We start from the raw sequence: 25,852 nt of genomic DNA, 5'->3' as shown, positions 1-25,852 counted from the left end.
ATGCGTATCCGGACTGCCGGATACGCCTTTTCGATTTACGCGGCGCCGTGGGGGCTTATTTTTACTTCCGGCCAGAAGAACCCTTGTCCAAGGCAGGCACCCGACAGCCATGCCGTTTCCATATCTTTCTTATTTTCAATACCTTCTACCAGCGTCATTTTGCCGAAGCGTCGGGACTGTGCGATCAGCGCCGCCAGGGCGGCGGGGGAACGCCGTCGGGCATGGAATTCGTGATAGTCGATTTTGATACCGTCGAAAAGCAGTGCCAGTCGTTCAAGCTGAACGTCATATTCAGGACGATAGTCATCCAGCCACAAAGGAATCCGTGCAGCGCGTAGCGTCAGCAAATTCGCCTGCAGCGTTTTTATCGCCGCTTCGTCCATGTTCTGTAAATTTTCCGGATCCTGAAGTTCGAGCTGACTCCGGCTGGGTTGGGCAGTGATTTCCTGAATCAGCACGGGCGATGTCAGAACGGACAGCGTCATATTTTGCAGCAATTTTACCGACGGCATTAATGGCGTCAGGCAGCCCTGCTGCCAGCGCCAGAGCGCTACCAGCTCGTCGCTGCGTAGTCGCTGAAACCATTGAGTATAATCTGCCGTCTGATCTAATTCCGATAATACCTCATAGCCGTATATTTTATTCTGCTTTAAATACATAAGCGGCTGGAGCCGTATCGCAGTAATCTCCTTCATTATTAATCCCTTGTGTGGATAAGCTTGTTAGCGGGCAGCAGGTGTATGGTGGTCAGGAAACCACACTCTGCGGTACTTGTGTTTTGCAGATTTTAATTCTAATAACAGGCGTTATTGTTAGGCTACTTACAAGTGATTTTGCTTTGAATATAGTTTTTTGTTCTTGTTTTATTCTAAAAAAATAGATTTATAATCTGTTTTGTCTGGTGGGGTTAAAAGGCATGACGGGGTAGAATTATCACCGCTGATTCCGTGGTTGTGAATTATTTATTTTGCCATTGGATATTTATTCCCTTACCGAATTTTTAGGGAACCGGTTAGTTATGAATCAAATTTATGTAATTAATGACTCATTATTTTTTGATGAGGCTGCTCAGACATTGTCTCTGAATGGCGAAGATGAAAATACGTTACTGTTACCTTCTCCCGCAGTGCGGCTGTTAAGTGAGCTTATTAAAAATAATGGCAACCTGGTTTCTCGCGATGAGATTCTGTCAAGAGTCTGGGGAGAATATGGTTTTCGTGCGTCGAATAGTAATCTTAATAATTACCTGAGTATTTTACGTAAGCAGATTGCCGCGCTGGAACCGCAGGCCAATATCATTACCACCCTGCCGAAGCAGGGGGTGGTGTTCAGTGCCGATGTGACCTTATTAAATAATCCGCAATCCGGGCCCGGCGATTCGCCAGAAGCGATGCCGGATGGCGCGCCGACAGGCGCTCGATGGTGGCGCTATCTGGGGTATGGCTTGCTGGTGACGGGGGCGTTGTTGGTATTGGGGGCTCTGGGCCATCAGTTCATCAACGCTCGACGAGCGCTTCCCCTGATTCCCGTCCCTTTAAGCAACCGGGATCATTGCCATTTTTATGCGCTGCCGGACAGTATGTTACCTGAAGGGCTGGAACAGAGGGCATTGAATATTATGGGTATTCAGCTCGACTGTCAGGCTCAGCCCCTGGATGTGGTGGTTGGTTACAGCAGTCACGATAGCAGCCAACGCAGCATGACCTTTGTCGCCTGGTGTCAGCGCGGCGCCGATCGTCGCTATAACCGCTGTGAGAATGTGAAGTTACAGAGATGGAACAGCGTATGAAGTCTGTTTATATCGCGCTCTGCGCGCTGGTGATATCGCTGGGGGTTACCGGTTGGCTCTACTGGCGCCAGTCGGCGCCGTTAGATTTACGCTGTGAGGCGGAAGTACGACACACAGTGGCTCGGCCGGACGGGCAGGTGACGCTGGATGTTACCGCCACGCTTTTTATGCAGGGCAATGGTGAAGGATTCGTTAATCTGTACGGCGTGCTGTCTCACGGTCAACAAAGCTGGCTGGTGAATCGCAAGCTGTCTTTTAGCTGGCGCTATCAGCGTAGTGATAAAATCTACGATGTGCGTCTGCGTCGCGTAGAGATGAAAAACAGCCTTGATAGCGCCCCGGAACAGCTGCTTGCGCAGATCTATACACCGCATTTTTACATGGAAATACAGCGTATTGGCCCGAATGGCGTACTGCTACGCGGCCTGTCTGGCCCGTGGTTTATCTGCCGGGCCTGAGCCGTTTTTTTCGGGCTAATCGCGTAAGATAAAATAGTGGAATTGAAATATCTGATCATTATTAATTCCTTTTTAGCTTGCAATACACTTTACGCCCGGAATTATCTTTTAGTGCGTCACATCCTGCCTTTTACCCCTGATTTGCTTTATCATCAGGATAACAAATATGTAACCAGCCAGCATCGCCACTTTTGCCGCGATGCTTCAGGCCTGGCCGTGCTTTGTGAGGTGAACTGGAATCGCCTTACAGGTCAGTGTTTACCTGTCAGGAAAGGGAGAACAGATGATTCGTAAAGCTCTTTATCTAATTACGCGTGATGGTTATTTGAGTTACGGACTGAAAAAAACTTTTTCCGAAATACAATCTGGCTCATTTATTCTGGAAACTCTCCAACCGCAGGATTATCACCTGGTTAATTCGGGATACGATAAATATGATGTGTTGTACATTATGGCGGATGAGGAAGTGCTTAGGTGCATTAATTTTCACTATCCGCAACTGAGTTTTGTACTGGTGCCTTCAGTCTGCCGCCCTGATGAACTGGTCAGGATGATGAAAAACAGCAGCGGCAGCCTGAGTCATATCGAACGCAGCTACCGCTACCATAAACGCCATTACGACACGCTGTTTACCCGGCGTGAAGAGGAGGTTCTGGCGCTGATGCGCCGGGGGATGACCCCCTGCGAAATTGCCCGGACCATTAAGCGATCGGTAAAAACCGTCAGCCACTATAAGCGCCTGATTATGGAGAAAACCGGCTGTAAGTCCGATGTCCATCTGCTGCGCTTGTTGCATAACCAGATGGCGGGATAACGCCGCTGTTATCAGATTCTGCCTGTCCTCCTGAACCTGGTCCCTGGCGACCAGGCCTTTCTTCGAAAAAAAAGTGGCCCAACCAATTGCGGCCGAATCCTGATGACTTGTCGCATAACCTAAAAAATCAATACAAAACCGTTGTGTTAAATTAACAATGCATTAACTATCTGTTGCCAGAAAGCTTACAGGTCACGGTTGGCCCAACCAATTGTGAAGCACAAGTAACAGGCGCGCGCATAAACAGGATGTACCGCCGCCAAAGGACTGAAAAGAAGAACTCACCTTCTGGAGAACACACATGCAAGTCTGGCAACAAGACTACGATCCCCTTGGCAATATATGGCTTTCGAGCCTGGTGGCCGTTATCCCTATCGTCTTTTTCTTCTTTGCTCTGATAAAACTCAAGATGAAAGGGTACATCGCAGGCACTCTGACCGTTGTCCTGGCGCTGCTGGTGGCGCTGTTCCTCTATCGTATGCCGGTAGCCTACGCTTTTGCTTCGGCGATTTACGGCTTCCTGTACGGTCTGTGGCCCATTGCCTGGATCATTATTGCCGCGGTCTTCGTCTATAAGATCTCGGTTAAAACCGGGCAGTTTGACATTATCCGTAGCTCGATCCTTTCCATAACACCCGATCAGCGACTGCAAATGCTGATTGTTGGCTTTTCATTCGGGGCCTTCCTGGAAGGGGCCGCCGGTTTCGGCGCACCGGTCGCGATCACTGCGGCGCTACTGGTGGGGCTGGGTTTTAAGCCGCTCTATGCGGCGGGGCTGTGCCTGATTGTTAACACCGCGCCGGTGGCTTTTGGCGCTATGGGGATCCCGATTATCGTCGCCGGTCAGGTGACGGGGCTGGACAGCTTCCAGGTGGGGCAGATGGTCGGTCGTCAGCTCCCCTTTATGACCATGATTGTGCTGTTCTGGATCATGGCGATTATGGATGGCTGGCGCGGCGTGAAGGAGACCTGGCCGGCGGTGCTGGTTGCCGGTGGTTCATTCGCCATCGCCCAGTATCTGAGCTCTAACTTCATTGGCCCTGAACTGCCGGATATTATCTCGTCGCTGGCGTCACTTTGCTGCCTGACGCTGTTCCTGCGCCGCTGGCAGCCGAAACGCATCTTCCGTTTTAACGATGTGGGCGCATCGGTGACCGATCAGACGCTGGCGCGGGGCAACTACACGCTGCGTCAGGTAATACGCGCGTGGTCGCCGTTTCTGTTTCTGACGGCGACGGTCACCCTGTGGAGCATACCGCCTTTCAAAGCGCTGTTTACCGCCGACGGCCCGCTGGCGGGGTGGGTGGCCAGCGTTTCGGTGCCCTGGCTCGATAACCTGGTGGCCCGTATGCCGCCGGTGGTGGCGGAAAGCACCCCCTATGCGGCCGTCTTCAAATTCGACTGGTTTTCGGCGACCGGCAGCGCCATTCTGGTGGCGGCATTGCTCTCTGTCGCCTGGCTGCGCATGAAGCCGAAAGCGGCGCTGGAAACCTTCGGTGAAACTCTGAAGGAGCTGGCGCTGCCCATCTACTCTATCGGCATGGTACTGGCTTTCGCCTTTATTTCTAACTATTCGGGGCTCTCTTCGACGCTGGCGCTGGCGCTCTCTCATACCGGCAGCGGCTTTACCTTTTTTTCGCCGTTCCTGGGGTGGTTGGGGGTGTTTCTGACCGGGTCTGATACTTCGTCGAACGCGCTGTTCGCCGCCCTGCAGGCTACCGCCGCGCAGCAGATTGGCGTGTCGGATCTGCTGCTGGTGGCCGCCAATACCGCCGGGGGCGTAACCGGGAAGATGATATCGCCGCAGTCCATCGCCATTGCCTGCGCCGCAGTGGGTCTGGTGGGTAAGGAGTCGGAGCTGTTCCGCTTTACCGTTAAACACAGTCTGATCTTCACCTGCATGGTAGGCGTACTGGTGACGCTTCAGGCTTACTGGCTAACCTGGATGATTCCGTGACAGAAACCGTAACGCGGCGCCTTGTGGACCTGACGGTCGAACGTATCAGGGGGCTGATTGAAGAACGACAGCTGGAGGCGGGCATGCGCCTGCCTTCCGAACGATTACTGGCCGCAGAACTGGGCGTTTCACGTAACACGGTGCGTGAAGCGCTGCGTGAACTGCGCAGTACCAACGTGGTGGTGAGTCGCCGGGGCGGCGGCTCTTATGTGCGCTGGCAACCGGAACCCTGGTCGGAAAGCCATATCGTTCAGCCACTGCGGGGGCTAATGGCGGGCGATCCTGATTATCGTTACGATATTCTGGAAGCGCGTCACGCCATTGAGGCCAGCACGGCCTGGCACGCGGCGCTACGCGCCACCGAAGCCGATAAAGAAAAACTGCGCTACTGCTTCGACGCCACCCTTAAGCTTAAAGACAGCGACGATCCCGATCTGGCGGCCCAGGCGGATGTACGCTTCCATCTGGCGATTGCCGAAGCCTCTCATAACCTGGTGTTGCTGCAAACCATGCGCGGCTTCTTTGAACTGCTGCAATCGTCGGTGATGCAAAGCCGCCAGCGGATGTATACCCGACCGCCGATCTTCGCGCAGCTAACCGAACAGCATCATGCGCTGCTGCAGGCGATTCTGGACGGCTCCCCGGAGCGTGCGCGGCGCGAGGTTCAGGAGCACCTGGCTTTTGTTTACACCACCATCAAAACCCTCGACGAAGAACAAGCCCGGCAGGCCCGTGTTACGAGACTACCGGATGATGAAGTTAACAGTAAGGATTTTCCGTCATGATTATTTCCGCTGCCAGTGATTACCGCGCCGCGGCGCAGCGCGTGCTGCCGCCTTTCCTGTACCACTATATGGATGGCGGTGCCTACGCTGAATATACCCTGAAGCGCAACGTAGAGGATCTGGCGAGCGTCGCGCTGCGTCAGCGTATTTTGCGCAATATGTCGGATCTCAGCCTGGATACCCGGCTGTTCGATGAACGGCTGTCGATGCCGGTGGCGTTGGCACCGGTGGGGCTGTGCGGTATGTACGCCCGGCGCGGCGAAGTGCAGGCCGCCCGGGCTGCGGCGGCGAAAGGGATCCCTTTTACGCTCTCTACCGTTTCGGTGTGCCCCATTGAGGAGGTGGCGCCGGCCATTAACCGACCGATGTGGTTCCAGCTTTATGTACTGAAGGATCGCGGTTTTATGCGCAATGCATTGGAACGCGCCAAAGCTGCGGGATGCTCGACGCTGGTCTTTACCGTCGATATGCCGACCCCGGGGGCCCGCTATCGCGATGCTCACTCCGGCATGAGCGGCCCTAACGCCGCGATACGTCGTTACTGGCAGGCGGTCACGCATCCTCAGTGGGCCTGGGATGTCGGCCTGAACGGGCGCCCTCATGACCTGGGCAATATTTCTGCCTACCGTGGGCATCCTACCGGTCTGGAGGACTATATCGGCTGGCTGGCGAAAAATTTCGATCCCTCCATTTCGTGGAAGGATCTGGAGTGGATTCGCGAATTCTGGGACGGGCCAATGGTGATTAAAGGCATCCTCGATCCAGAAGACGCCAGAGACGCGGTGCGCTTCGGCGCCGATGGCATTGTGGTATCTAACCATGGCGGTCGTCAGCTCGACGGCGTGCTTTCTTCCGCCCGGGCGCTACCAGCGATTGCTGACGCGGTGAAGGGCGATCTGACTATCCTTGCTGATAGCGGCATTCGTAACGGGCTGGATGTGGTGCGGATGATCGCACTGGGGGCCGATACCGTGCTGTTGGGGCGCGCTTTTCTGTATGCGCTGGCGACCCACGGCCAGGCGGGTGTTGAAAACCTGCTGACGCTAATCGAAAAAGAGATGAGGGTGGCCATGACCCTGACGGGTGCGAAATCCATTGCGGAAATTACCCGTGACTCGTTGGCCCGGGCGCCGGAACTGAGCGCGATGGAATAATCTCCATTGTTTTACGCGCATCGCTGCCATCATTCGGTACGGTGCGCTTTTTTATTTTTATTCGATACCAGAGATTAAAAAGCGCGATACCACAAAATACCCGGTCATTATCCTGGCTGTCGCCGTCTGAGATTTATCTGTTTCATACGGAGAGTGGTGCCGTGATGCATTAAACGCACGTTTTGTCTATGACTTTTATTTTTCCCTTTAAAAGCAGATAAAAACGTATTTATCGGTTTTTTAAGATGAATTTTCATAGCTTTTAGCGGTGGGATCGCGTAGGCTGGCGCCCTCTAATTACACAGGAAATGCTTATGGCGTATCATCGATAAAGTAATAACACTTCATCTTTTCTAATGAAAATTACCTGTCCGCAATGCAGTAAAGCCTCCGAACATAGCGCGCCGCGCGTCCAGAAAAATAAAAAATTAATCTGCCCGTTTTGTAATGCCCTGTTCAGTAAATCAGAGACCTGATTTTCGTTAATCGAACGTCGTTAAATGTTATTTTCCCGCTCCCTGATGTCGTGAATTTTTTTTGACGCCTGCGCAAAGGTGACAATAGCGTTAGGGCATTTGGTTGCCGAAAAAATGGGACCTGGTAAAGGCCCCATTCTTTTATTCCCGCACGCGGTTTATTCGCTCAGGCGATAGCGTTCAAGCCAGTGGGCGTATGGCGCGGGCAGAACCCAGGTGGGGCGCTCGACCTTAAGCTGCTGCGCCAGGCGCAGGGTGTAATGCGGATCGGCCAGGAAGGCGCGGCCGATCATCACCAGATCGAGGTCGTGGGTTGCCACGCAGCGTTCAGCATTCAATGCGGCATCGAAACCCCAGGCCGACGCCACCGGCAAACTGGCTTCATCGCGCACCCGACGCACCACCGGAGCCAGGAAGGCCGGCCCCCAGGGGATTTGCGCTTTTGGAGTGGAAAAACCGATGCTGACGCTCAACAGATCCAGACCACCCTGGCGCATCTGACGGGTTAACTGGATCGACTCGGCCAGCGTCTCTTCATCCCGCCCGTCATATTCAATCACGCCAAAGCGCGCGGTCAGCGGCAAATTTTCCGGCCAGACGCCGCGAACTGCCTCAAGGGTTTCCAGCAGGAAACGGCTGCGTCCAGCCAGCGAGCCGCCGTATTCGTCATCGCGCAGGTTAGAGTGGATTGAGAAGAAACTCTGGGCCAGATAGCCGTGAGCGAAGTGTAGCTCCAGCCACTCAAACCCGGCATCCCGGGCGCGTTTTGCGGCGGCGGCGAAGTCGGCGGTGACCCGGTGGATCTCTTCCTGGCTCATGGCCTTTGGCACCTTCGGCAGATTTTCGCCAAAGGCGATGGCGGAAGGCGCCAGGGTCTGCCAGCTGCGCGGATCGCTGTCCGCAATATGGTCGTCGCCCTCCCAGGGCTTGTTAGCGCTCGCTTTGCGCCCGGCGTGGGCAATCTGAATGCCGGGAACCGCCCCGGCGGCTTTGATATCGCGGGCAATCTGAGCCAGCTTTTCCGCTTGCTCGTCGTTCCAGATCCCCAGGCAGGCGGGGGTGATCCGTCCTTCCGGCGATACCGCTGTCGCTTCGACGATAACCAGACCTGCGCCGCCCCGGGCCAGACCCGCGTAATGGATGCGGTGCCAGTCATTGGCCACACCCTCTTCGGCGCTGTATTGACACATGGGTGGAATGGCTACGCGGTTGCGCAGCGTGACGTCTTTTAGCTTAAAAGGTGTAAAAAGTGCGGACATAGTATTCCCTACAGGTTAATAACCAGCTTGCCGCTGAAGCTGCGCTGCTTAAGCGCTTCGAGCTGTGCGGGTAGGCTGGCGAAGTTATGCACCAGTATAGATTCGCCGTGTAGCGCGCCATCGGCCAGCGCTTCCAGCAGCCGTTCGCCCTGACGGGTAAGCCGTTGCCAGTCATGGTCGTCGCCGTGGAAATGCAAGGCGCCCAGGGCGACTTCGTGCAGTGAAAGCGCGCGGCCAAACGGTGGGCAGGGCCAGTCGGTGCTGCGATCCTGGATGCTGATAAGATGCCCGTTGGCGCGCAGCGCTTCGCCCATCCGCAAACCGTGTTCGCCGTTAACGGCATCGAAAACCGCGAAGTAGCGGTGGCGTAGCGTTTGCGGAAAGAGGGCGTCGCTCGCCAGCGGGCCGGGATGCCAGGCGCTGGCGCCCAAATCCAGCAGACGTTCGCGATGGCGTGCATTGCACATGACCTCAATGATAAAACCGCGCTGGCGAGCCAGTTGTGTCAACCAGTGCCCTACCGAGCCGCCGGCACCGCTTATCAAAATACGTTCACCCGGGCGGGCGGGAATTTTTTCCAGCGCCTGCCAGGCGGTAAGCCCGGGGCAGGGGAAGGCTGCGGCGCGTACGTCATCCAGCTCAGCGGGAATACGCATAACGGCGCTGACGGCCAGCGGCGTATGGGTGGCGAAGCTGCCATGGCGCTTAAGGCTCTGATGATAGGCCACTCGCTGACCAGTCCAGTGTTCCGGGACACCTTCTCCCACGGCGACGACCACGCCTGCGCCATCCACACCCGGGATGCTATCCAACTGGCTGTCGAGCACTTTCCAGTCCACCGGATTCAGCCCAATGGCGCGGTTATGCACCAGAACTTCGCCGGGCGCCGGCGCCGGCAGCGGCAGGATCTCCTGAGTCAGCGCCTGTGGCCCTGCGCCTCCGTGCCACAGCCAGGCCTGATAGCTATCGTTCATTGTCTCTCCTGTCACCGGTTTTTTATCGTACCTTGATAGTCGCGCTAAACGGGTATAATGAAAATAGCGATTTGGTTATATCAATTATAAGAGTTCGTTATGTACAACCCGCACTGGTTACGATCGTTTCAGGCGCTGACCGAAACCGGCAGTTTTACCCGCGCCGCCGAGCAGCAGGGCATTACCCAGGCGGCGGTCAGTCAGCATATTCGCCATCTGGAAAATCAGCTGGGGCCGCTTCTGGTGCGTAAAACCCGCCAGTTGGATTTGACGCCAGCTGGCAAGGCGCTGCTGGAATACTGCCAGGAGCTCGATCGTGCCAGTCGCCGGCTGAACCTGCGGCTGACCGAAGGTGAGTCGGATAAAGGGGAGGTAACCATTATCACCCCTGGCAGTATTGGCCTGATGATCTTTGCGCATCTGCTGTCGTTGCAAAGTGCCAGCCCCGAACTGGTGATGCGCCACCGTTTTGCGCCGGACAGCGAAGTACTGGAAGCCGTGGTGCAGAATCGTTATGAAATAGGCGTGATGAGCGTCCATCCGAACGATCCGCGCATTCAGGCTACCCGCTTTACCGAAGAGCCGCTGGAGCTGGTGGTACCCGGCAGTCATGAAGGCGATGACTGGGATGGCCTGATGGCGCTGGGATTTATTGATCATCCCGACGGCCAGTCGATGGCAATGCGACTGCTGAGTCGTCGCTTTCCGGGGTGTTCCGGCCTGGGCCAGTTGCCGGTAAGCGGCTTTAGCAATCAGGTCGGGCTGATTCTTGAATTCGTAGCCCGGGGCCTGGGATTTACGGTTATCCCACGCTATGCGCGTCAGGCCTTTGGTCAGCAACAGGCTATTCGGGTGCTGGACTGCGGCGTACGGGTGGTGGATACCCTGTGGCTTATCCAGCGTGCGGAATGGCCGCTCTCCCGACGCGCTCGTCGGGTGGTGGCGTCGCTTTCCCGGTTGCTGGAAGGCCAGCAGCCAATGTAGCTGCTTACTGTGCCAGCTTATCCAGCAGTAGGCGGCGGCACTGAGTTTCGTCACGGCGAGCGATATGCTGCTGCTCTTTATTCAGTTTTTTCCAGGCGCCCAGAACTTCGCTGGCGGCCTGACGGTTAAAGCGCTGGCGGCCCGCTCCTGGCCGGCTGCTTTCTACAGCGGTCTGCAGACTCTCGCTGGTAGCGCTGCCCGCCGACGCGCGGCAATATACCGAGACGTACCAGGCCTGCTCCCGGGGATCCGGCTCCGGCCGCCAGAACAGGAATACCATTATGGTAAGTAGCAGTATGGGAAGAAAAAATTTGAACAGTGCGCTTTTTTTCGTCATGTTTTCAGTCCTGAGTCTGACAATGGGTCCCTGTGGACAGTAAAACCCTCCCCGGGGAATAAAGCAAAAGATGAAGGAGAGGTTATGGCCGAACGGTCGCTGCTGCGCTGGTGTTCGATGCTGGGAGTTTCCGCCGTCCTGATGGCTGTACTGGAGTGGCTAAGTATACCCGCAGCGATTCTGATGGGAGCCATGCTTGCCGGGATTATTTTTAGCGTACTGGATCGGCCGGTCAGGATATCTAAGCCCCTGTTTTCACTGGCTCAGGCGGTAGTGGGGGCAATGATCGCCCGGGCAATTCCGCTGGAGATTTTTCAGGAGATGGCGCGTCAGTGGCCGCTGTTTTTGGGGTCTATCTTTTCGGTAATCGCTATCAGCCTGGTTCTGGGCTGGCTGCTGGCCAGACTTAAAGTGTTGCCTGGCTCCACCGCTATTTGGGGCTCTTCCCCTGGTGGCGCTTCGGCCATGACGCTAATGGCCGAAAGCTTTGGCGCCGATGTGCGGCTGGTGGCGTTTATGCAGTATCTGCGGGTGGTGGTGGTGGTGCTGATCGCCACGCTGGTGACCCGCTTTTGGGGCGGGCTGGAAAGCGCTCCCGCCCCCGAGTCGCAGCCTTTTTTTCCGACGCTGGATAGCGGGCATTTCGCCATGACGCTGGGGCTTATTGCCCTGGGCTTTGGTCTGGCGAGGCTTTTACGGCTGCCTGCAGGGCCTATGCTGATAACGCTGGTGCTGGGGGTAGTGATGCAGGATAGCGGTCTGTCGCCGATTATTCTGCCGCCCTGGCTGCTGCTTATTGCATGGACGCTGGTGGGCTGGAGCATCGGCCTGCGCTTTAACCGGGAGATTTTACGTCACGTAGCCCGGGCTTTTCCGCGAGTGCTGCTCTCAATTTTCTGCCTGGTGCTGCTGTGCTGCGGCCTGGCCTGGGGACTGGTTCATTTCGCCGGCATCGATCCGCTTACCGCTTACCTGGCGACCAGCCCGGGAGGCGCGGATTCCATGGCGATTATCGCGGCGGACGGGCAAGTGGATATGCCATTTGTGATGGCGATGCAGACCGGGCGCTTTTTGATTGTACTGATGGTGGGGCCGCCGCTGAGCCGCTTTGTCGCCCGGCGCCTGGAACCCGCGCCGGGCGGATGATTAATGCACAGGAACCTGCACCCAGGAACAGGCAATCATCACCTGAAGGCCATCGCCAGGTCGAACCCAGCAACTATCGTAGAGGGGGTCGGAAGAGGGCTCCTGACGCCAGGCCAGAATGCCCTGTTGATTAAGACGGATCATTACCTGATCCAGCGTATCGCCCTGGCGTAACGCCTCTGTGGCCTGCTGAATTGGCAGCGGCAGGGGATCATCCGGGCACAGAATCGCGATACCGGCCAGCTGCCGGTGCGTCTTACATACCATAGAACCGGAACCTCATATTTACCAGATAACAGAAAATAGCAGAGGATAAAGACTGTTAGCTGATTTTAACTGTTTATCCGCCAGGGGCAACCGGTATGGCGCATATCTGGAATCTATTTCGAGCAAACAAACAGCGGCGAATAGAGATTGCCGATAATAATGCCGTTGTCCGGCGTATATCTGATCTTCACCAGCCGCTTCTGATGCAGACCAATCCCCAGCAGATAGCGTTCAAAAGTGCCGGGAGGCACGTTATCCAGTCCGTAGCGCAAGACTTCGACGATCTCGATTTCATACATCGTGTTGCGTACCCGTCGCCATTTAAAACTCTCCTGGCGGGAAACGGCATACTGCCCCTGCGGGGTGGTGACGTTGCCGGCCAGATTAAAATCGCCCCGGCCATTGGGAGCGAAGTGAACCGCCACCAGCGAATCCAGGGTAAAAGTATTATTGCCCCGCTTATCTTCCATGGTCAGGTTACCCTGACAGTCAATATTCAGATATGCCTGCTGACGATACAGCAAGAGCGTGGTCAGCAGAATGACGAGGTTAATGGCGACAAACAGCAAAATGGTACGGCGCAGTGTCAGGCTCATAATCACCACTCGTAGTAATACTGGGTATGGCAGGTCACCGCTTTACCGGCGTTGCGGACACAGCGGGTAAGGACGACCCTGCCGCCTTCGCCGTAGAAAATGCTGTCCTGCACGAAGAAATAGAAAACGGTATTGGGCTGGCAGGAAGGGAGCCTGACCTTTTGCAGTATGCGGTGCGCCATTGATATAGCCTCTTCATGCCAGGCTTCGGGAAGCGGGCGCAGCGTATAGATAGGGCACTGGCCGATTTTGGTCAGGGGCAGCGCATCCACCCGGGATTCGGCGCTGTCCACCAGTAGTTTCCCCATGCCGAAGGCGAAGTTGATAAGCGTAAGCAGTATCAGCAGCGCCGGCCATAACCAGCGTTTCTTTTTCGGCTTCGGGCGGGGCTTTGGTAACCCGACGGCAGGTAAGTCATCGTCATCGGACTGGCGCTGTACGCTCAGCTCTGGATTAAGCATAAAGCCGATTTTTGGCACGGTAATGATGAACTGGTGCTCGGGAGCAAAAACCGCCAGGGTCTTACGCAGAATGCTGATGTACTGATTCAGCGAGCTATTGGAGCCGCGCAGACCGCGAACGTCCCAGACTTCGCTTAAAAAAGTTTCGCGCTCAATGGCGATGCCGTGACGCGTCACCAGTAACGACAGAATGGCATTAGCGGTGGCGGTAAGCGTGACGAGTTCTTCTTCGCGCCCGGGCTGCATTAATACGCCGTCTTCCGGGCGATAAATTAAGGCGTTTGCTATCAGATATTTCATTAAACGTTCCGTCACAGAAGAATCGGACACGGGCAGAGGTGAATATGCGGCTTCAATGAGAGTCAGCTAATGGATGTGCTATGGCAAGATTATACTCTGGTTGCGCTTATAACACAGCCGTTGATTTCGACTCTATCACATCAATAGGTAATTTCTTAATGGCATTGTGTGACACAGTGACTCATCCCGCAAGCGGGAGATGTACCTGGCTGTAGGGATGGGGGGTGAGGTTTTTTTCTGTGTTGGGAACTGCCCTTTCATCACTTTTCCTTTAGAAGGCAACGGTCAGCTGCAACAGCCGACCGCTGAGTAACATGGAGTGTTAACCTAATACAGCGTAACGACTCCCGTCTGAGTATCAAAAGGAAAAGGACGGAACCTCAGGATGATTCCTGATGATGTAGCAATATCGATAATATTCTGTTTGAATTAATTGTCAGTATTGATTTGTGACAGTGAATTTTTATTTAAGAGGTTAACTTTCACCCGCTAAAAATAACGAGCTATGAATAACATGTCATTATTAAATAGCAATTAAACAAACTGCGTTATTCTTGACCAGAGATCGGCGTTAGAGTGGCAGCGCATCTTCTGCATGGCGTTACGCTTATGTCCGTTAATCGTCTTCGGCGATTTATTGAGTATGCGGGCTATCTCCTGTGCCGTAACGCCGCGGCTGATGGATAAACAGACCTGCCATTCGGAACGGGTCAGGTGAGGGCCGCGGCGCTTTTTTTCCACAGGCGCGTTAATTTGCGCCAGCAGTTCGGCGAGCGGTAGATTATCGGGTAATACCCGTACATCTTTGGGTACCAGCAGCTTAAGAGTGTCTACCTGGCTTGCTTCAGCAATTAACACCCGGCGCAGATCTTTTCCAGGCTGTTTTCCCAGCCCGTCCAGTGCGGAAAGCGAAGGTGACGATATCCAGGTAAAGAGCGGGCGGGCAGGCAGAAGCCAGCTCAGTGATATACGAGTACCGACCCACAGATAGTAATTTTCGCTAAAAACATAAATCAGAGTTTTTGGCTGCGTAGTCATGGTCAATATTGGATCCTGAATAAATACTGGTTGTTCCACAGGGATGCATAATTCCCAGAGGATGCTGAGATTCAATACCCGGTAATGGGGCATCGATTTACGAAATATCTGCCGCGTTTTTTTTCCGATCTGCGGATATTTTCAGTTAATGGTAATACCTGTTTCAGCTGCATTGTCAGATGCCAGACGGGAGGTGCCGGCAGGCCTCTGGAAACTGGAGACTATTCTGATACGTCAGGAGAGGATGGGATAGATATAAATGAAATGACGCAATATAAAGAATTAAATTCAGGTTTTTAATTTTTTATAGTTTTTTATTCTGATTTGTAGGGCCAGATAGTTCTCGGGCCGGTACCCTCAGGTTAGTGAGCGTACTGCAAGATGTCGCCCTGCCATCCTTTTTGTGCATAGTTGTTCAGATCATCGATCCTTTTTACCGGTTGACCTGCGCTAAAATTAATCGCTTTCATATTTACCTGGACTTGAGAGGCGGCAAAGGTGGACTTAAAGTGATATTCACCGTGGCTCAGATCGGAAACTGTGGGCCAGTAAGTCCCGATTCCCTTATTGTACTGCGGCTGTTTACTGTACTTCTGATATATATCCGATACTTTCTGTTCGTCGGGCTCTGCCGGTATACCGACAGGATAGGCCACGCTGTTAACGACCGAGAGTGCAAACCCCTGAGCCTGATTTTTATTATCCGGTTGAGGCAGGTTTTTCAGGTTATAACTGGCGCGAACTAAACGCTGCTCGGCATCCAGACCTCCAGGAATCTGATTACGATCGGCATTTTTATATTTCGCCAGATTCTCCAGTTTTTTTTATAGGAGGGGGGGGTAGTTATTACCCGATAAGATTTATCATGATAAATATGAACCTGGCCATTATCGATTTCAATAATGGCGGAATCATCGCTGAGATCCTCAATAGCGATATGTTTGGTATCAGTAGCGTAATCCACCGGCAATTTTTTGGCTACCAGCCGTACGTCATGTTGAATTCCTTTCACGGCTTCATCCACCGTCGCGTAGTTATCCAGGATATAGCTCAGCCATGCACGGCTTTCGAGTACCGGTTTGTCCCGATTGTCCTGCTGTTGCTGGCTGCCGTTCATATAAAACAGGGTATGACCGGCCAGCCCTTTTTCATTCATCCCGTCCATAGGGAAAACGTTATCTGCATAGATGGCTACGCTTCCATAGCGGCTGGTCCAGTGGGCCACATTGTCACCATCGCCGCCATCGTGTTTCACGCCACGAGATTTCCTGCTGCGCCTGCGTAGCAGTCTGGAAGCGAGTCAGATTCGGCTGGAGCCGATTCCTGGCGAACGGATTGAGGCGGAGAGCTGGCTGGAGCAGGGGCGTGCTGATGTCGGTCTCTTTCAGGTGATGAACCGTTCGATTAACGATCGCCTGCACTGGCGGGCTATAGGTAATATTTCGCTGGCGGTCTATGCCCGGGAGGATTTCTTCCCCGCCGGAAAGGTATCGCAGTTTCATCTGGCCTCTCGCACCCAGCTAATGCCGTTTCTGGATCTTCCGGAGTGGCTGATGCGGCGTTTGCAGATTGCCGACGATATTCTGCGGGTCAATCAGCAGGATATGTTGCAGGCACTGCTGTGTACGGGGGAAGGCTGGGCCTGGTTACCTGAGCATATGAATGCTGATAGCTGGCCTGGGGTGGTGCGGGTGAATACTGATATGGGGGATGGCGTCATTTCCCAACTTATGGTGGCTCTGTGGAAACCGGGAGAGCTGGCACCGCCCGTGCTGACTAAACTGCTGGCCGCCTTTAACCAGGCATGGCCAGCGGCGGATTAGCGATGGTGGCGATAATCGCGATCGCCTCTGTCGCCCCTATCGTAATCGCCATGGTGGTGCTGAGGCGGTGGACGGTGGCCGTCGCGATGATGATAGTCACGATCGTGATAAACGCAGCCGCTGAGCGCGCCAAGCGCAACCAGCACAACTAAGCTGTAAAGCTTCTTCATTAATAACTCCATGATAGCGCCGGGAAAATAACCGGCCATGGCGTTATCATCCACGAAACTTTGTCCTGGCGAACATAAGTTTATTCCGAGTTGTCCGGCGGCGGGGTATTCGCCAGAGTGTCGATCCGCGTCGGCGATAGCGGTTCGCGGGGAACCGATAGCGGCCAGCCCCACAGCCAGCGCGCCGCCGCGCCGCAGATGCGTCCCTGGCAGGCGCCCATACCGCAGCGATGCTGCATTTTGGCATTATACCAGTCTGGCGCGTCGCCGATAGCTCCGGTAGCAACCTCTTCGCAGCGGCATAGCAGGCTTTCCGGGGTGCAGATTTCGCCAAGCTGTGGCGTTAGCGTAAATGCGCTTTCCGCAGCCCGTGCGAAGCGTCGCCACCGTTCGCGGCGGGCAAAGCCGCTACGCGCCCGGGCGACGTCTCCGGCGGCGGCGTAACCGGCGATAGTACCTTCGGCCAGCGCCAGTTCGCTGCCTCCCACGCCGGTGCATTCGCCGGCGGCGAAGATATCGGGAATGCCGGTTTGCTGATAGTCATCCACGGCGATGGCCGTGCCCGTCAGCGGACAGCCAAATAGCAGGGCGGGTTCGATATTGGGGATCAGGCCGTAGCCGGTAGCCAGACGATCGCAGGTCAGTTCCCGTTCGCCACCTGCGTGACGGATGCGCACCGCCGTCAGACGATCGTCGCCCAGAGCGGCGCTGACCTGGCTGGCGGGACGCCAGCGATAATCCGCCAGTCCCACCAGTTGCCTGACTTTTTCCGGCCAGCGCCACAGTCCGGCGCCGAATTTCAGGGCGCGGTGCAGCGGCGTCTGCTCTATGATGGCGACGACTTTGCCGCCAGCCTGACGCACGCTGGCAGCCGTCGCCAGCAGCAGCGGGCCGCTGCCGGCAATGACAATCCGCTCGCCGGCTACGGAAAGCCCCTGTTTAAGCAGTGCCTGAAGCCCGCCTGCGCCAGTTACGCCGGGCAGCGTCCAGCCGGGGAAGGGGAGCTGAAGCTCCCGGGCGCCGCAGCACAGAATCAGTCGCCGCCAGTGAAGGATACCGCTGTCGTGCCCGCGTTCGTACTGCAGGGTGCGGGGCTGCGGGCAGGCGATGAAGCGGGCGCCGTTCAGCACCCTGATGTTGGGGTTTTCGCTCACCGCAGCGCGTAGCTTTCGGGCCGTTTTCGGCAGACTGACTCCCGGGCCGTCGCGCCAGATCTGGCCGCCAGGAACGGGATTATCATCAAGAAGCGTCACCTTTCGGCCGCTGGCGGCAGCGCCAAGTGCCGCCGCCAGACCGGCCGGGCCGGCGCCGAGAATCGCAATATCGCAGCGCAGTTCATCCATGTTTTTCGCTCCTTAATTCCGCCTCGCGCTCCACCCGCATTCCGGCGCGGCATGGAGTCTGACAGGCCAGACGCCGTCTACCGTCGATGGTGATACGGCACTCCTGGCAGACGCCCATACCGCAGAACGGCGGGCGCGGCTGGCCGCTGATGGAAAGCCGCGCTGCAGGAAACGAGGTGAGGGACAGCGCCGCGGCAACGCTGGTGCCATCGACGACCGTTATCGCTACGCCATCGATGGTCAGGCTAATCGTCTGCGTCATGGATTTACCTCTTGTTGATTCAGCCGTGATGCCAGCCAGGGGGCGGCATCGATATCTGTTGCGTTACCGGCTATCAGATCGGCCAGCAGCCAGGCGGTACCCGGTGCGGTGGTGACGCCCAGCCCTTCATGCCCCAGCGCCAGCCAGACGCCGGGGCGGTGCGGATGCGGCCCCAGCAGCGGCTGGCCGTCCGGCGAGGCGCTACGAAAGCCGCTCCAGCAGCGAATTAGATTGAGCTCCCCAAGCCAGGGCAGAAAGTCGCAGGCGCGGCGCAGCATGGCAGCCAGCAGGTCGGGATCGAGCCGGGGATCGCGGTTGTCGTATTCCCGGGAAGAGCCGATCAATAGCTGCCCGGTCGGGCGCGGCTGAAGGTTAAACGCGACCGACTTCCCTGTCGCCGCGTGAGCGCTGGCGCCGTAACCCAGTTCCACCAACTGGTGGTTAAGGCGGGGAGGGTAGCGATCGGTAATGGCGAGTTGCCCTTTTTTAATGCGCAGCCACTGCTCTTCCAGCAGCGCGTTAGCGCCGTCGGCGCAGGCAAGCAGGATGACAGGCGCCTGTAGTCGACGGCCATCACGCAACAGCACCCGGGGTTCTTCCAGCGTGACGACTTCGCCGGTGATATGGGTCAGGCGCTCTCCGGCCTGCTCAATAAACCAGCGCGCCACCTTTGGCGCATAGAGGATGCCATCGCCCGGCACCCACAGGCCCCCGGCCAGCCCGTTACCCAGCGCAGGCTCCCGGGCGGTAAGGGCGGCGGCGCTTAGTGGTTCGCTGCGGACCTGGAAATCCGCCAGCCGCTGCCGTTTGCGCAGCGCTTGTTCCATCTCGTCCGGCCGCTGCGCCAGCCACAGGGTACCGCAGTCGCGCCAGGCGCAGTCGTCAGGGAGCCGGGGGAGGATATCGCGCCACAGCGCCAGCGACCAGGTCGTTAATGCCAGTTCGGCGGGATTATCGTCCATACAAACCAGATGCCCCATGCCAGCGGCGGTGGCTCCGGGGCGTCCGTTATCCACCAGCGTCACGCGCAGCCCGCGGTGGGCCAGGCGCCAGGCGCAAGCGCTGCCGACGATGCCCGCGCCGACGACGATAGCGTCCGGGGCATTCACAGTTGGATACCCCAGCGGAAGGGGTCGCGCTGGTCAAACAGCAGCCGGGTGTCGGCACAAACCCAGGCCGAGCCGCGGATGGTTGGTACTATCTGTTGACCCTGGCGGCGGTAGCTGGCGCTGAATTGGCTGCCGATGACGCTGGCCTGGCGCCAGAGCTGGCCCGGAGCAAGAAGGCCGTCTTCGGCCAGGCAGGCCAGCTTGGCGCTGGTGCCGGTGCCGCAGGGAGAGCGATCCCAGGCCAGGCCCGGGCAGAGTACGAAGCTACGGCTGTCGGCATCGGGATCCGCCCCGAACAGCTCGATATGGTCGATAACGCCGCCGTCGGCGCCGCGGATCTGCGCCTGCTCCAGCCCCTGACGTACCGCGGTGGCGAAGTCGGTGAGCGCCGCCAGGCTGGCGGTATCGATGTTCAGGGGATGATCGCTTATCAGGAAGAACCAGTTACCGCCCCAGGCGATATCGCCGCTGATATCGCCATAGCGGGTGGCGACCCGTACTCCCTGACGCCAGCGCCAGGCGGGAACGTTTTCCACCGAAACGCTGTTATCGTCGTGAAGCGTGGCGCGAACGTCACCGACCGGCGTCTCAATGACATGCTCTCCCGGGCCGATTTTTTTAAGCCAGGCCAGAGAGGCGATAAGCCCGATGGTGCCGTGGCCACACATTCCCAGAAAACCGCTGTTATTAAAAAAGATCACCCCCGCCGTGGCGGCAGGACTGGTCGGACGACACAGCAGGGCGCCCACCATCACATCACTGCCGCGCGGCTCCAGAATCACGGCCTGGCGCAGGTAATCAAAGCGTTCAGCAAAGCGATCGCGCTGTTGTGCCATGGTGCCCGGGCCCAGATCTGGAAAGCCATCCACAATCAGTCGGGTAGGTTCGCCGCCGGTATGTGAATCGATAATACGCAAAAAAGCGGGGGCGCTGTTCATCAGGCAACTCCTGAATTGTTAACGATGTGTTGATTTATGCTGAATGAAGAAATGGCGTCCGGGCTTGATGATTTTCATAACGTGTAATAGCGAAATCAGCATAGCCATCACCATTTTTGCCATGCGGATTCATAATAATTTGTTATTTATCATTAAATTATGATCGTGCTATATCATGATGGATCTGAGTCTGTGGTGAATATTTTTCCATGACAAAGTTTCGTTGCGATCTCATTTCTCTCTTTGTTCGCTTGTGTTGTTAATTACAAGTTAATAAATATGCGCAAATCCATCAGGAGATGCCGCCATGAATTCCGTCATGTCGAACCCGGTAGCGAGTGAAGAGTTTGCCCCGGCCGAGCTGAGCCGGTTTTGCGAAGGACTGGCGCGCCAGCGCCCCGAAAATATCCAGGCGCTGCTCAATGCGCTGGCGCTGATTGCCCCCCTGCTTAACGCCATCCCAGGGGTGGTGTTTTTCGTCAAAGATCGCCATGCGCGTTATCTGCTGGCGAATCTGACTCTGGCGCGGCGCTGTGGGTTGCGCAACATCGCGCCGCTACTGGGCAAGACGTCGGCGGATGTTTTTCCACGGCGTCTGGGGCAAGGGTACACCGAACAGGATCTGAAAGTGCTGAATGAGGGCATTACGCTGCGCGATCGGCTGGAGCTGCATTTCTACAGCGGTCGCCGCACCGGCTGGTGCCTGACCCAAAAGCTGGCGCTGCGCAACGCCAGCGGCCAGGTTATCGGCATGGCGGGAATCTCGCACGATTTGCAGGAGGCCAGCGCTCGTCATCCGGCGTGGCAGCAGCTGGCGGCTATCGATGACTATATCCGCACCCACTACGGGCGACCGATCGCTATGGAGGAACTCACCGCGCTGAGCGGTCTGTCGGTGGCCCAGATAGAGCGCTACTGCAAGCGCATCTTCCACCTGACGCCACGCCAGATGATTCACAAGGTGCGGCTGGAAAAAGCCACCGAACTGCTGGCCAGCGATATGCCGATTACCGATATCGCCCTGCAGTGCGGTTATACCGACCACAGCGCTTTCAGCCGCCAGTTTAAGGCCATGACCGGCTCGACGCCCCGGGATTTCCGGCTGACGCTGGGCAGTGAACTGAGCGCACATTTTTAGTTTACTGTGCCAATTTCGTCGCCGCGCAGTGGGAAAACCGTCAAGCGGTTCAGGTTCGGAGTCGTCAATCTGTTACGTGAAATCACTAAAAGTTCACTAACTATTAACAAATAACGACAAGGAGAACGACCATGAGCCAACGCGCGATTAGCTGGAGCGGAGTATTCCCGGCGGTCACAACCCAGTTCCGTAGCGACTATAGCCTGGATCTGGACGCCACCCACGCGGTGATGAAAAACCTGGTACAGGATGGCGTTTCCGGGCTGGTGGTGTGCGGCAGCGTAGGGGAGAACACCTCTCTTACCACCGAAGAAAAGGTGCAGATCATCGAAGTGGCCAAAGACGCCGCCGGGGGAAAGGTGCCGGTGATTGCCGGGGTGGCGGAGTTCACCACCGCGTTCGCCAGCAAAATGGCGCGCGAAGCGCAGCGGGTGGGCGTTGACGGCGTGATGGTGATGCCGGCGCTGGTCTATTCTTCGAAGCCGCACGAAACGGCGGCCCACTTCCGCAGCGTGGCGCAGTCCGTGGATCTGCCCATCATGGTTTACAACAACCCGCCAATCTATAAAAACGACGTCACGCCGGAAATTCTGGCGACCCTGGCCGACTGTGACAACATCGTCTGCTTTAAGGACTCCTCCGGTGATACCCGTCGCTTTACCGATCTGCGCAACGCGGTGGGGGAACGCTTTGTGCTGTTTGCCGGGCTGGATGACGTGGTGGTCGAGAGCGTCGCCATGGGGGCTCAGGGCTGGATCTCCGGCATGTCCAACGCCTTCCCGCGCGAAGGTGAGACCCTGTTCCGGCTGGCGAAGCAGCAGCGCTATGAAGAGGCGATGGCGCTGTATCGCTGGTTTATGCCGCTGCTGCACCTCGACGCGCGTCCGGATCTGGTGCAGTGCATCAAGCTGTGCGAAGCGCTGCTGGGGCGCGGCAGTGAAATTACCCGTCCGCCGCGTCTGGCGCTGGAAGGGGACGATCGTCGCCACGTGGAGCAGATAGTTCAGCAGGCGCTGGAAAACCGCCCGGCGCTTCCGGAAGTCGGTCTGTAACGGGAGGTGGTCATGGTTAACCTAACCGGACAGCAGTTTATCGGCGGGGAACGCATCGGCAGCGGCGAAGCGTCGCTGGTGAGCCTGCGGGCGGCGGACGCTCAGCCCACCGGCTGGCGCTTTCATGCCGCAAGCCAGTGCGAGGCGGATGCCGCCGCCAGCGCCGCGCAGGCGGCATCCGCCGACTATGGACAGACGTCGCCGCAGGCGCGCGCCGGGTTTCTGGAGGCGATTGCCGATGAGCTGGATGCTTTGGATGAGGATTTTTTCGATGTTGTGCATCAGGAAACGGCGCTGCCGCTGGCGCGGCTAAAAGGGGAACGGGCGCGTACCAGCGGGCAGATGCGTCTGTTTGCTCAGGTACTGCGGCGCGGCGATGCTTTCGCACCGCGTATCGATACGGCGCAGGCCGACAGGACGCCGCTGCCACGCCCGGATCTACGCCAGTATCGGGTGGCCCTGGGGCCGGTGGCTGTCTTTGGCGCCAGTAACTTTCCACTGGCGTTTTCCACCGCCGGCGGCGATACCGCCGCCGCGCTGGCGGCCGGTTGCCCGGTGGTGTTTAAGGCCCATGAAGGCCATATGGCAACGGCGGAGCTGACCGCAGGCGCGATAGTACGCGCGGCGGCGCGCAGCGGTATGCCGCCTGGGGTATTTAATTTGATTTTTGGCGGGAATATCGGCGCACGTCTGGTACAGCATCCGGCAATTCAGGCGGTGGGATTTACCGGTTCGCTGCGCGGCGGTAAGGCGCTGATTGAACTGGCCCAGCGGCGCTCGCAGCCGATTCCGGTCTTTGCCGAAATGGCCGCCGTCAATCCGCTGGTGATTTTGCCACACGCCCTGGCGGCGCGCGGCGCGCAGATTGCCCGGGATCTGACGGCCTCCTTTACCCTGGGCTGCGGCCAGTTCTGTACCAAGCCCGGGCTGATTGTGGTGATGCGCACTGGTGAAACCTCGCACTTTCTGAGTCAGTTAGCTGAGGCGGTCGGCCAGAGCGCCCCCCAGACCATGCTGAACCCGGCGGCGCTTGCGCACTATCAACAGGGCGTGGCCCGGCGTGAGAGTCATGCCGCCCTGACGCCGCTGGCTCAGGGGCCCTCAGCGGATCGTCAGGCCAGCGCCCGGCTGTGGCGCGCCGATCCCGACGCCTGGCTGGCAGGGGATGAGCTACTGCACGAAGAGCTGTTTGGCCCGTCGGCGCTGGTACTGGAAGCCGATGACGAACGCCACCTGATGAATCTGCTGGCCGCGCTACAGGGGCAGCTTACCGCCACGCTGCATGCCGATGAAGCCGATGCGCTCCTGGCCCGGCGGATGCTGCCGCTGCTCGGCGATAAGGCCGGGCGGGTGCTGTTTAACGGCTATCCCACCGGTGTGGAGGTGTGCGACGCCATGGTGCACGGCGGCCCCTGGCCCGCGACGTCCGATGCCCGCACCACCTCGGTGGGAACCCTGGCTATCGATCGTTTCCTGCGGCCGGTGTGTCTGCAGAACGTTCCTGCAGCGCTGCTGCCTCCCGCGTTGCAGGATGCTAACCCCCTCAACCTGCTGCGGCTGGTTAACGGCGCGCTGACGCGCGATCCCGTGCAGCCTTAATCAAAAGGCGGAACCCTTATGACTCTTCACACGACCGATACCCGCGCTGCGCCTGCGGCGGCGCAGGGGAAGTTTAAAAAGCAGCTGACGCTGACCGATCTGACCTTTATTGGTCTGGGGGCTATTTTCGGTTCCGGCTGGCTGTTCGCTGCCAGCCATGTGGCGACCATTGCCGGCCCTGCCGGGATAGCCTCCTGGCTTATCGGCGGTTTTGCCGTGCTTCTGTTGGGCATTGTTTACTGTGAACTGGGGGCGGCGCTGCCGCGGGCGGGCGGCATTATCCGCTATCCGGTTTTTTCGCATGGCGAGCTACTGGGCTATCTGCTGGGCTTTATCACGCTTATAGCCTTCTCCAGCCTGATTTCGATTGAGATTGTGGCCGCCCGCCAGTATGCCGCGGCCTGGTTTCCTTCCCTGAGCCAGCCTGGCTCCGGCGATCCCACACTACTGGGCTGGGGCGTGCAGTTTATCCTGCTGTGCCTCTTCTTCGCTCTGAATTACTACAGCGTGAAAACCTTCGCCCGCTCTAACAACATTATTAGCGTGCTGAAGTTTCTGGTGCCGCTGGCGGTAGTGGTGACGCTGTTTACCTTTTTCCGCCCCGAAAACCTGACCGCGCAGGGGATTGCGCCGTTCGGGGCGGCGGGGGTGGAAGCGGCGATTAGCGCCGGTGGTATTATCTTCGCCTATCTGGGGTTGACGCCGATTATCTCGGTGGCGAGCGAGGTGCAGCGGCCCCAGCGCACCATTCCGGTGGCGCTGATCCTCTCGGTGGTGCTCTCCACCATTATCTATGTGCTGTTGCAACTGGCCTTTATCGGCAGCATTCCCACCGAGCTTCTGAGCGGCGGCTGGGGGGAGATCTGCCGTCAGTTTTCGCTACCGTATCGCGATATCGCCATGACGCTGGGTCTGGGCTGGCTGGCCTTTATGGTGGTGTGCGATGCGGTGGTATCGCCGGGGGGCACCGGCAATATCTATATGAATGCCACACCGCGAGTGATTTACGGCTGGGCGAAGGCAGGAACTTTCTACAAAGTCTTTACCCGCATTGATGGTCAGTCCGGCATTCCCCGCCCGGCGCTGTGGCTGACTTTCGGACTGTCGGTATTCTGGACGCTGCCGTTTCCTTCCTGGGAGCAGCTTATCAGCGTGGTATCGGCGGCGCTGGTATTGAGCTATGCGATAGCGCCGGTCACCGCTGGCGGGCTGCGGCGTAACGCGCCTGATCTGGCGCGGCCGTTCAGGGTGCGCGGTTTCGCGATTATCGGGCCGCTGTCGTTTATGATTTCGGCGCTGATTGTTTACTGGTCGGGGTGGGCCACGCTCTCCTGGCTGCTGGGATTGCAGATCCTGATGTTCATTATCTATGTACTGTGCCGCAAGCGGGTGCCGACCGGTACGGTCAGCCTGCGTCAGCAGGTATGGTCATCGCTGTGGCTGATCGCTTTTTATGCGCTGATTATGCTGGCTTCCTGGCTGGGGAGCTTTGGCGGCATCGGCGTGCTGGGCCATCCATGGGATACCATTGTTGTGGCGGCGATGTCGCTGGCTATTTACTATTGGGGCGTACATACCTGCCTGCCTCGCGCCAACTTTAGCGGGGATGAAGAAGAGTAATAA

At 57.3% G+C, this 25,852-nt stretch carries 28 protein-coding genes and 1 pseudogene; 14 read left to right on the top strand and 15 right to left on the bottom strand.

The genetic code is table 11. The features are described from left to right. Positions 1 to 35: 35 nt before the first annotated feature. Positions 36 to 695, bottom strand: a complete 660-nt coding sequence (locus V3W49_RS07830; RefSeq protein ID WP_500144756.1) for an EAL domain-containing protein — start codon at positions 693 to 695, stop codon at positions 36 to 38. Positions 696 to 1,018: 323 nt separating this feature from the next. Between V3W49_RS07830 and V3W49_RS07825 the strand changes: the two genes are divergently transcribed. From V3W49_RS07825 to V3W49_RS07795, 7 genes and pseudogenes are all read left to right on the top strand, one after another. After that, the gene (locus V3W49_RS07825; RefSeq protein WP_500144755.1) at positions 1,019 to 1,789 is read left to right on the top strand and encodes a winged helix-turn-helix domain-containing protein; all 771 of its coding nucleotides are present in this window, start codon (positions 1,019 to 1,021) and stop codon (positions 1,787 to 1,789) included. After that, positions 1,786 to 2,247: a FidL-like protein gene (locus V3W49_RS07820; protein WP_500144754.1), complete on the top strand. Its 462-nt coding sequence runs from the start codon at positions 1,786 to 1,788 to the stop codon at positions 2,245 to 2,247. The genes V3W49_RS07825 and V3W49_RS07820 overlap by 4 nt, the downstream gene beginning before the upstream one ends. 466 nt (positions 2,248 to 2,713) lie before the next feature. Beyond that, positions 2,714 to 3,061 carry a response regulator transcription factor gene (locus V3W49_RS07815; RefSeq protein WP_500144753.1) on the top strand — a complete coding sequence of 116 codons (348 nt, stop codon included), beginning with the start codon at positions 2,714 to 2,716 and terminating at the stop codon, positions 3,059 to 3,061. Between the two features lie 301 nt (positions 3,062 to 3,362). After that, positions 3,363 to 5,018, top strand: a complete 1,656-nt coding sequence (gene lldP / locus V3W49_RS07810; RefSeq protein WP_500144751.1) for an L-lactate permease — start codon at positions 3,363 to 3,365, stop codon at positions 5,016 to 5,018. Further along, positions 5,015 to 5,803: a transcriptional regulator LldR gene (gene lldR / locus V3W49_RS07805; RefSeq protein WP_500144749.1), complete on the top strand. Its 789-nt coding sequence runs from the start codon at positions 5,015 to 5,017 to the stop codon at positions 5,801 to 5,803. The genes lldP and lldR overlap by 4 nt, the downstream gene beginning before the upstream one ends. Continuing rightward, positions 5,800 to 6,957: an FMN-dependent L-lactate dehydrogenase LldD gene (gene lldD, locus V3W49_RS07800; protein ID WP_500144747.1), complete on the top strand. Its 1,158-nt coding sequence runs from the start codon at positions 5,800 to 5,802 to the stop codon at positions 6,955 to 6,957. The genes lldR and lldD overlap by 4 nt, the downstream gene beginning before the upstream one ends. Positions 6,958 to 7,307: 350 nt before the next feature. Beyond that, positions 7,308 to 7,433: pseudogene (locus tag V3W49_RS07795) on the top strand (YnfU family zinc-binding protein); the annotation flags it as partial. A 158-nt stretch (positions 7,434 to 7,591) separates the two neighbouring features. Here the strand turns inward: V3W49_RS07795 and V3W49_RS07790 are convergent. Both V3W49_RS07790 and V3W49_RS07785 read right to left on the bottom strand, forming a co-directional pair. Then, the gene (locus V3W49_RS07790; protein ID WP_500144746.1) at positions 7,592 to 8,692 is read right to left on the bottom strand and encodes an NADH:flavin oxidoreductase/NADH oxidase; all 1,101 of its coding nucleotides are present in this window, start codon (positions 8,690 to 8,692) and stop codon (positions 7,592 to 7,594) included. A gap of 8 nt (positions 8,693 to 8,700) precedes the next feature. Further along, complete coding sequence (locus V3W49_RS07785; protein WP_500144744.1) at positions 8,701 to 9,666, bottom strand: alcohol dehydrogenase catalytic domain-containing protein; 966 nt, start codon at positions 9,664 to 9,666, stop codon at positions 8,701 to 8,703. Between the two features lie 99 nt (positions 9,667 to 9,765). Between V3W49_RS07785 and V3W49_RS07780 the strand changes: the two genes are divergently transcribed. Continuing rightward, complete coding sequence (locus V3W49_RS07780; protein ID WP_500144743.1) at positions 9,766 to 10,650, top strand: LysR family transcriptional regulator; 885 nt, start codon at positions 9,766 to 9,768, stop codon at positions 10,648 to 10,650. A gap of 4 nt (positions 10,651 to 10,654) precedes the next feature. Here the strand turns inward: V3W49_RS07780 and V3W49_RS07775 are convergent, their stop codons facing one another. Next, complete coding sequence (locus V3W49_RS07775) at positions 10,655 to 10,987, bottom strand: hypothetical protein (RefSeq protein ID WP_500144741.1); 333 nt, start codon at positions 10,985 to 10,987, stop codon at positions 10,655 to 10,657. A gap of 84 nt (positions 10,988 to 11,071) precedes the next feature. Between V3W49_RS07775 and V3W49_RS07770 the strand changes: the two genes are divergently transcribed. Next, the gene (locus tag V3W49_RS07770; protein WP_500144740.1) at positions 11,072 to 12,133 is read left to right on the top strand and encodes an AbrB family transcriptional regulator; all 1,062 of its coding nucleotides are present in this window, start codon (positions 11,072 to 11,074) and stop codon (positions 12,131 to 12,133) included. Here V3W49_RS07770 and V3W49_RS07765 read toward each other — a convergent pair whose 3' ends face one another. The 6 genes from V3W49_RS07765 to V3W49_RS07740 form a co-directional block, all read right to left on the bottom strand. Then, positions 12,134 to 12,400 carry a hypothetical protein gene (locus V3W49_RS07765; RefSeq protein WP_500144739.1) on the bottom strand — a complete coding sequence of 89 codons (267 nt, stop codon included), beginning with the start codon at positions 12,398 to 12,400 and terminating at the stop codon, positions 12,134 to 12,136. A gap of 113 nt (positions 12,401 to 12,513) precedes the next feature. After that, positions 12,514 to 12,996: a FidL-like protein gene (locus V3W49_RS07760; RefSeq protein WP_500144737.1), complete on the bottom strand. Its 483-nt coding sequence runs from the start codon at positions 12,994 to 12,996 to the stop codon at positions 12,514 to 12,516. A gap of 2 nt (positions 12,997 to 12,998) precedes the next feature. Beyond that, the gene (locus V3W49_RS07755; RefSeq protein ID WP_500144735.1) at positions 12,999 to 13,757 is read right to left on the bottom strand and encodes a winged helix-turn-helix domain-containing protein; all 759 of its coding nucleotides are present in this window, start codon (positions 13,755 to 13,757) and stop codon (positions 12,999 to 13,001) included. Positions 13,758 to 14,291: 534 nt separating this feature from the next. Then, positions 14,292 to 14,795 (bottom strand): helix-turn-helix transcriptional regulator, encoded by a 504-nt coding sequence (locus V3W49_RS07750; protein WP_500144733.1) that lies wholly within the window; start codon positions 14,793 to 14,795, stop codon positions 14,292 to 14,294. 362 nt (positions 14,796 to 15,157) lie between these two features. Then, positions 15,158 to 15,520, bottom strand: a complete 363-nt coding sequence (locus tag V3W49_RS07745) for a hypothetical protein (RefSeq protein WP_500144776.1) — start codon at positions 15,518 to 15,520, stop codon at positions 15,158 to 15,160. A gap of 17 nt (positions 15,521 to 15,537) precedes the next feature. Then, the gene (locus tag V3W49_RS07740) at positions 15,538 to 16,050 is read right to left on the bottom strand and encodes a linear amide C-N hydrolase (RefSeq protein WP_500144732.1); all 513 of its coding nucleotides are present in this window, start codon (positions 16,048 to 16,050) and stop codon (positions 15,538 to 15,540) included. Here V3W49_RS07740 and V3W49_RS07735 point away from each other — a divergent pair. Then, the gene (locus V3W49_RS07735; protein ID WP_500144730.1) at positions 16,022 to 16,618 is read left to right on the top strand and encodes a LysR substrate-binding domain-containing protein; all 597 of its coding nucleotides are present in this window, start codon (positions 16,022 to 16,024) and stop codon (positions 16,616 to 16,618) included. The two genes, V3W49_RS07740 and V3W49_RS07735, sit on opposite strands and share 29 nt — an antisense overlap. Here the strand turns inward: V3W49_RS07735 and V3W49_RS07730 are convergent. The 5 genes from V3W49_RS07730 to V3W49_RS07710 are packed head-to-tail and all read right to left on the bottom strand — an operon-like array spanning position 16,615 to position 20,440. Then, positions 16,615 to 16,842 carry a hypothetical protein gene (locus tag V3W49_RS07730; protein ID WP_500144729.1) on the bottom strand — a complete coding sequence of 76 codons (228 nt, stop codon included), beginning with the start codon at positions 16,840 to 16,842 and terminating at the stop codon, positions 16,615 to 16,617. The two genes, V3W49_RS07735 and V3W49_RS07730, sit on opposite strands and share 4 nt — an antisense overlap. Positions 16,843 to 16,868: 26 nt before the next feature. Beyond that, positions 16,869 to 18,131: an FAD-dependent oxidoreductase gene (locus tag V3W49_RS07725; protein ID WP_500144727.1), complete on the bottom strand. Its 1,263-nt coding sequence runs from the start codon at positions 18,129 to 18,131 to the stop codon at positions 16,869 to 16,871. After that, positions 18,124 to 18,393, bottom strand: a complete 270-nt coding sequence (locus tag V3W49_RS07720) for a (2Fe-2S)-binding protein (RefSeq protein WP_500144726.1) — start codon at positions 18,391 to 18,393, stop codon at positions 18,124 to 18,126. The genes V3W49_RS07725 and V3W49_RS07720 overlap by 8 nt, the downstream gene beginning before the upstream one ends. Beyond that, complete coding sequence (locus tag V3W49_RS07715) at positions 18,390 to 19,502, bottom strand: NAD(P)/FAD-dependent oxidoreductase (RefSeq protein WP_500144725.1); 1,113 nt, start codon at positions 19,500 to 19,502, stop codon at positions 18,390 to 18,392. The genes V3W49_RS07720 and V3W49_RS07715 overlap by 4 nt, the downstream gene beginning before the upstream one ends. Beyond that, a complete protein-coding gene (locus V3W49_RS07710; RefSeq protein ID WP_500144723.1) occupies positions 19,499 to 20,440 on the bottom strand; it encodes a 4-hydroxyproline epimerase in 942 nt (313 codons plus the stop codon). Before V3W49_RS07710 ends, V3W49_RS07715 begins: the two co-directional genes overlap by 4 nt. Positions 20,441 to 20,747: 307 nt before the next feature. Between V3W49_RS07710 and V3W49_RS07705 the strand changes: the two genes are divergently transcribed. The 4 genes from V3W49_RS07705 (at position 20,748) to V3W49_RS07690 (ending at position 25,849) form a co-directional block, all read left to right on the top strand. Next, complete coding sequence (locus tag V3W49_RS07705; protein ID WP_500144722.1) at positions 20,748 to 21,578, top strand: helix-turn-helix domain-containing protein; 831 nt, start codon at positions 20,748 to 20,750, stop codon at positions 21,576 to 21,578. A 131-nt stretch (positions 21,579 to 21,709) separates the two neighbouring features. Then, complete coding sequence (locus V3W49_RS07700) at positions 21,710 to 22,630, top strand: dihydrodipicolinate synthase family protein (protein ID WP_500144720.1); 921 nt, start codon at positions 21,710 to 21,712, stop codon at positions 22,628 to 22,630. A gap of 12 nt (positions 22,631 to 22,642) precedes the next feature. Continuing rightward, entirely contained in the window at positions 22,643 to 24,229 is a 1,587-nt protein-coding gene (locus tag V3W49_RS07695) for an aldehyde dehydrogenase (NADP(+)) (RefSeq protein ID WP_500144718.1), read from the top strand. Between the two features lie 18 nt (positions 24,230 to 24,247). Continuing rightward, positions 24,248 to 25,849 carry an APC family permease gene (locus V3W49_RS07690; RefSeq protein WP_500144717.1) on the top strand — a complete coding sequence of 534 codons (1,602 nt, stop codon included), beginning with the start codon at positions 24,248 to 24,250 and terminating at the stop codon, positions 25,847 to 25,849. The last annotated feature ends 3 nt before the right edge of the window (positions 25,850 to 25,852 follow it).

The organism is Rosenbergiella sp. YN46 (genome assembly GCF_036620675.1).
GTDB lineage: Bacteria > Pseudomonadota > Gammaproteobacteria > Enterobacterales > Enterobacteriaceae > Jejubacter.
Note: the sequence above shows the minus strand (reverse complement) of the source record. Positions and strands in the feature narration are given on the sequence as shown.

Excerpts from the sequence above, each read along its gene's own strand:
- V3W49_RS07830 (WP_500144756.1), bottom strand. The coding sequence starts at position 695 with ATGAAGGAGATTACTGCGATACGGCTCCAGCCGCTTATGTATTTAAAG.
- V3W49_RS07825 (WP_500144755.1), top strand. The coding sequence starts at position 1,019 with ATGAATCAAATTTATGTAATTAATGACTCATTATTTTTTGATGAGGCT.
- V3W49_RS07820 (WP_500144754.1), top strand. The coding sequence starts at position 1,786 with ATGAAGTCTGTTTATATCGCGCTCTGCGCGCTGGTGATATCGCTGGGG.
- lldP (WP_500144751.1), top strand. The coding sequence starts at position 3,363 with ATGCAAGTCTGGCAACAAGACTACGATCCCCTTGGCAATATATGGCTT.
- lldD (WP_500144747.1), top strand. The coding sequence starts at position 5,800 with ATGATTATTTCCGCTGCCAGTGATTACCGCGCCGCGGCGCAGCGCGTG.
- V3W49_RS07790 (WP_500144746.1), bottom strand. The coding sequence starts at position 8,692 with ATGTCCGCACTTTTTACACCTTTTAAGCTAAAAGACGTCACGCTGCGC.
- V3W49_RS07785 (WP_500144744.1), bottom strand. The coding sequence starts at position 9,666 with ATGAACGATAGCTATCAGGCCTGGCTGTGGCACGGAGGCGCAGGGCCA.
- V3W49_RS07780 (WP_500144743.1), top strand. The coding sequence starts at position 9,766 with ATGTACAACCCGCACTGGTTACGATCGTTTCAGGCGCTGACCGAAACC.
- V3W49_RS07775 (WP_500144741.1), bottom strand. The coding sequence starts at position 10,987 with ATGACGAAAAAAAGCGCACTGTTCAAATTTTTTCTTCCCATACTGCTA.
- V3W49_RS07770 (WP_500144740.1), top strand. The coding sequence starts at position 11,072 with ATGGCCGAACGGTCGCTGCTGCGCTGGTGTTCGATGCTGGGAGTTTCC.
- V3W49_RS07765 (WP_500144739.1), bottom strand. The coding sequence starts at position 12,400 with ATGGTATGTAAGACGCACCGGCAGCTGGCCGGTATCGCGATTCTGTGC.
- V3W49_RS07760 (WP_500144737.1), bottom strand. The coding sequence starts at position 12,996 with ATGAGCCTGACACTGCGCCGTACCATTTTGCTGTTTGTCGCCATTAAC.
- V3W49_RS07755 (WP_500144735.1), bottom strand. The coding sequence starts at position 13,757 with ATGAAATATCTGATAGCAAACGCCTTAATTTATCGCCCGGAAGACGGC.
- V3W49_RS07750 (WP_500144733.1), bottom strand. The coding sequence starts at position 14,795 with ATGACTACGCAGCCAAAAACTCTGATTTATGTTTTTAGCGAAAATTAC.
- V3W49_RS07725 (WP_500144727.1), bottom strand. The coding sequence starts at position 18,131 with ATGGATGAACTGCGCTGCGATATTGCGATTCTCGGCGCCGGCCCGGCC.
- V3W49_RS07720 (WP_500144726.1), bottom strand. The coding sequence starts at position 18,393 with ATGACGCAGACGATTAGCCTGACCATCGATGGCGTAGCGATAACGGTC.
- V3W49_RS07710 (WP_500144723.1), bottom strand. The coding sequence starts at position 20,440 with ATGAACAGCGCCCCCGCTTTTTTGCGTATTATCGATTCACATACCGGC.
- V3W49_RS07705 (WP_500144722.1), top strand. The coding sequence starts at position 20,748 with ATGAATTCCGTCATGTCGAACCCGGTAGCGAGTGAAGAGTTTGCCCCG.
- V3W49_RS07700 (WP_500144720.1), top strand. The coding sequence starts at position 21,710 with ATGAGCCAACGCGCGATTAGCTGGAGCGGAGTATTCCCGGCGGTCACA.
- V3W49_RS07695 (WP_500144718.1), top strand. The coding sequence starts at position 22,643 with ATGGTTAACCTAACCGGACAGCAGTTTATCGGCGGGGAACGCATCGGC.
- V3W49_RS07690 (WP_500144717.1), top strand. The coding sequence starts at position 24,248 with ATGACTCTTCACACGACCGATACCCGCGCTGCGCCTGCGGCGGCGCAG.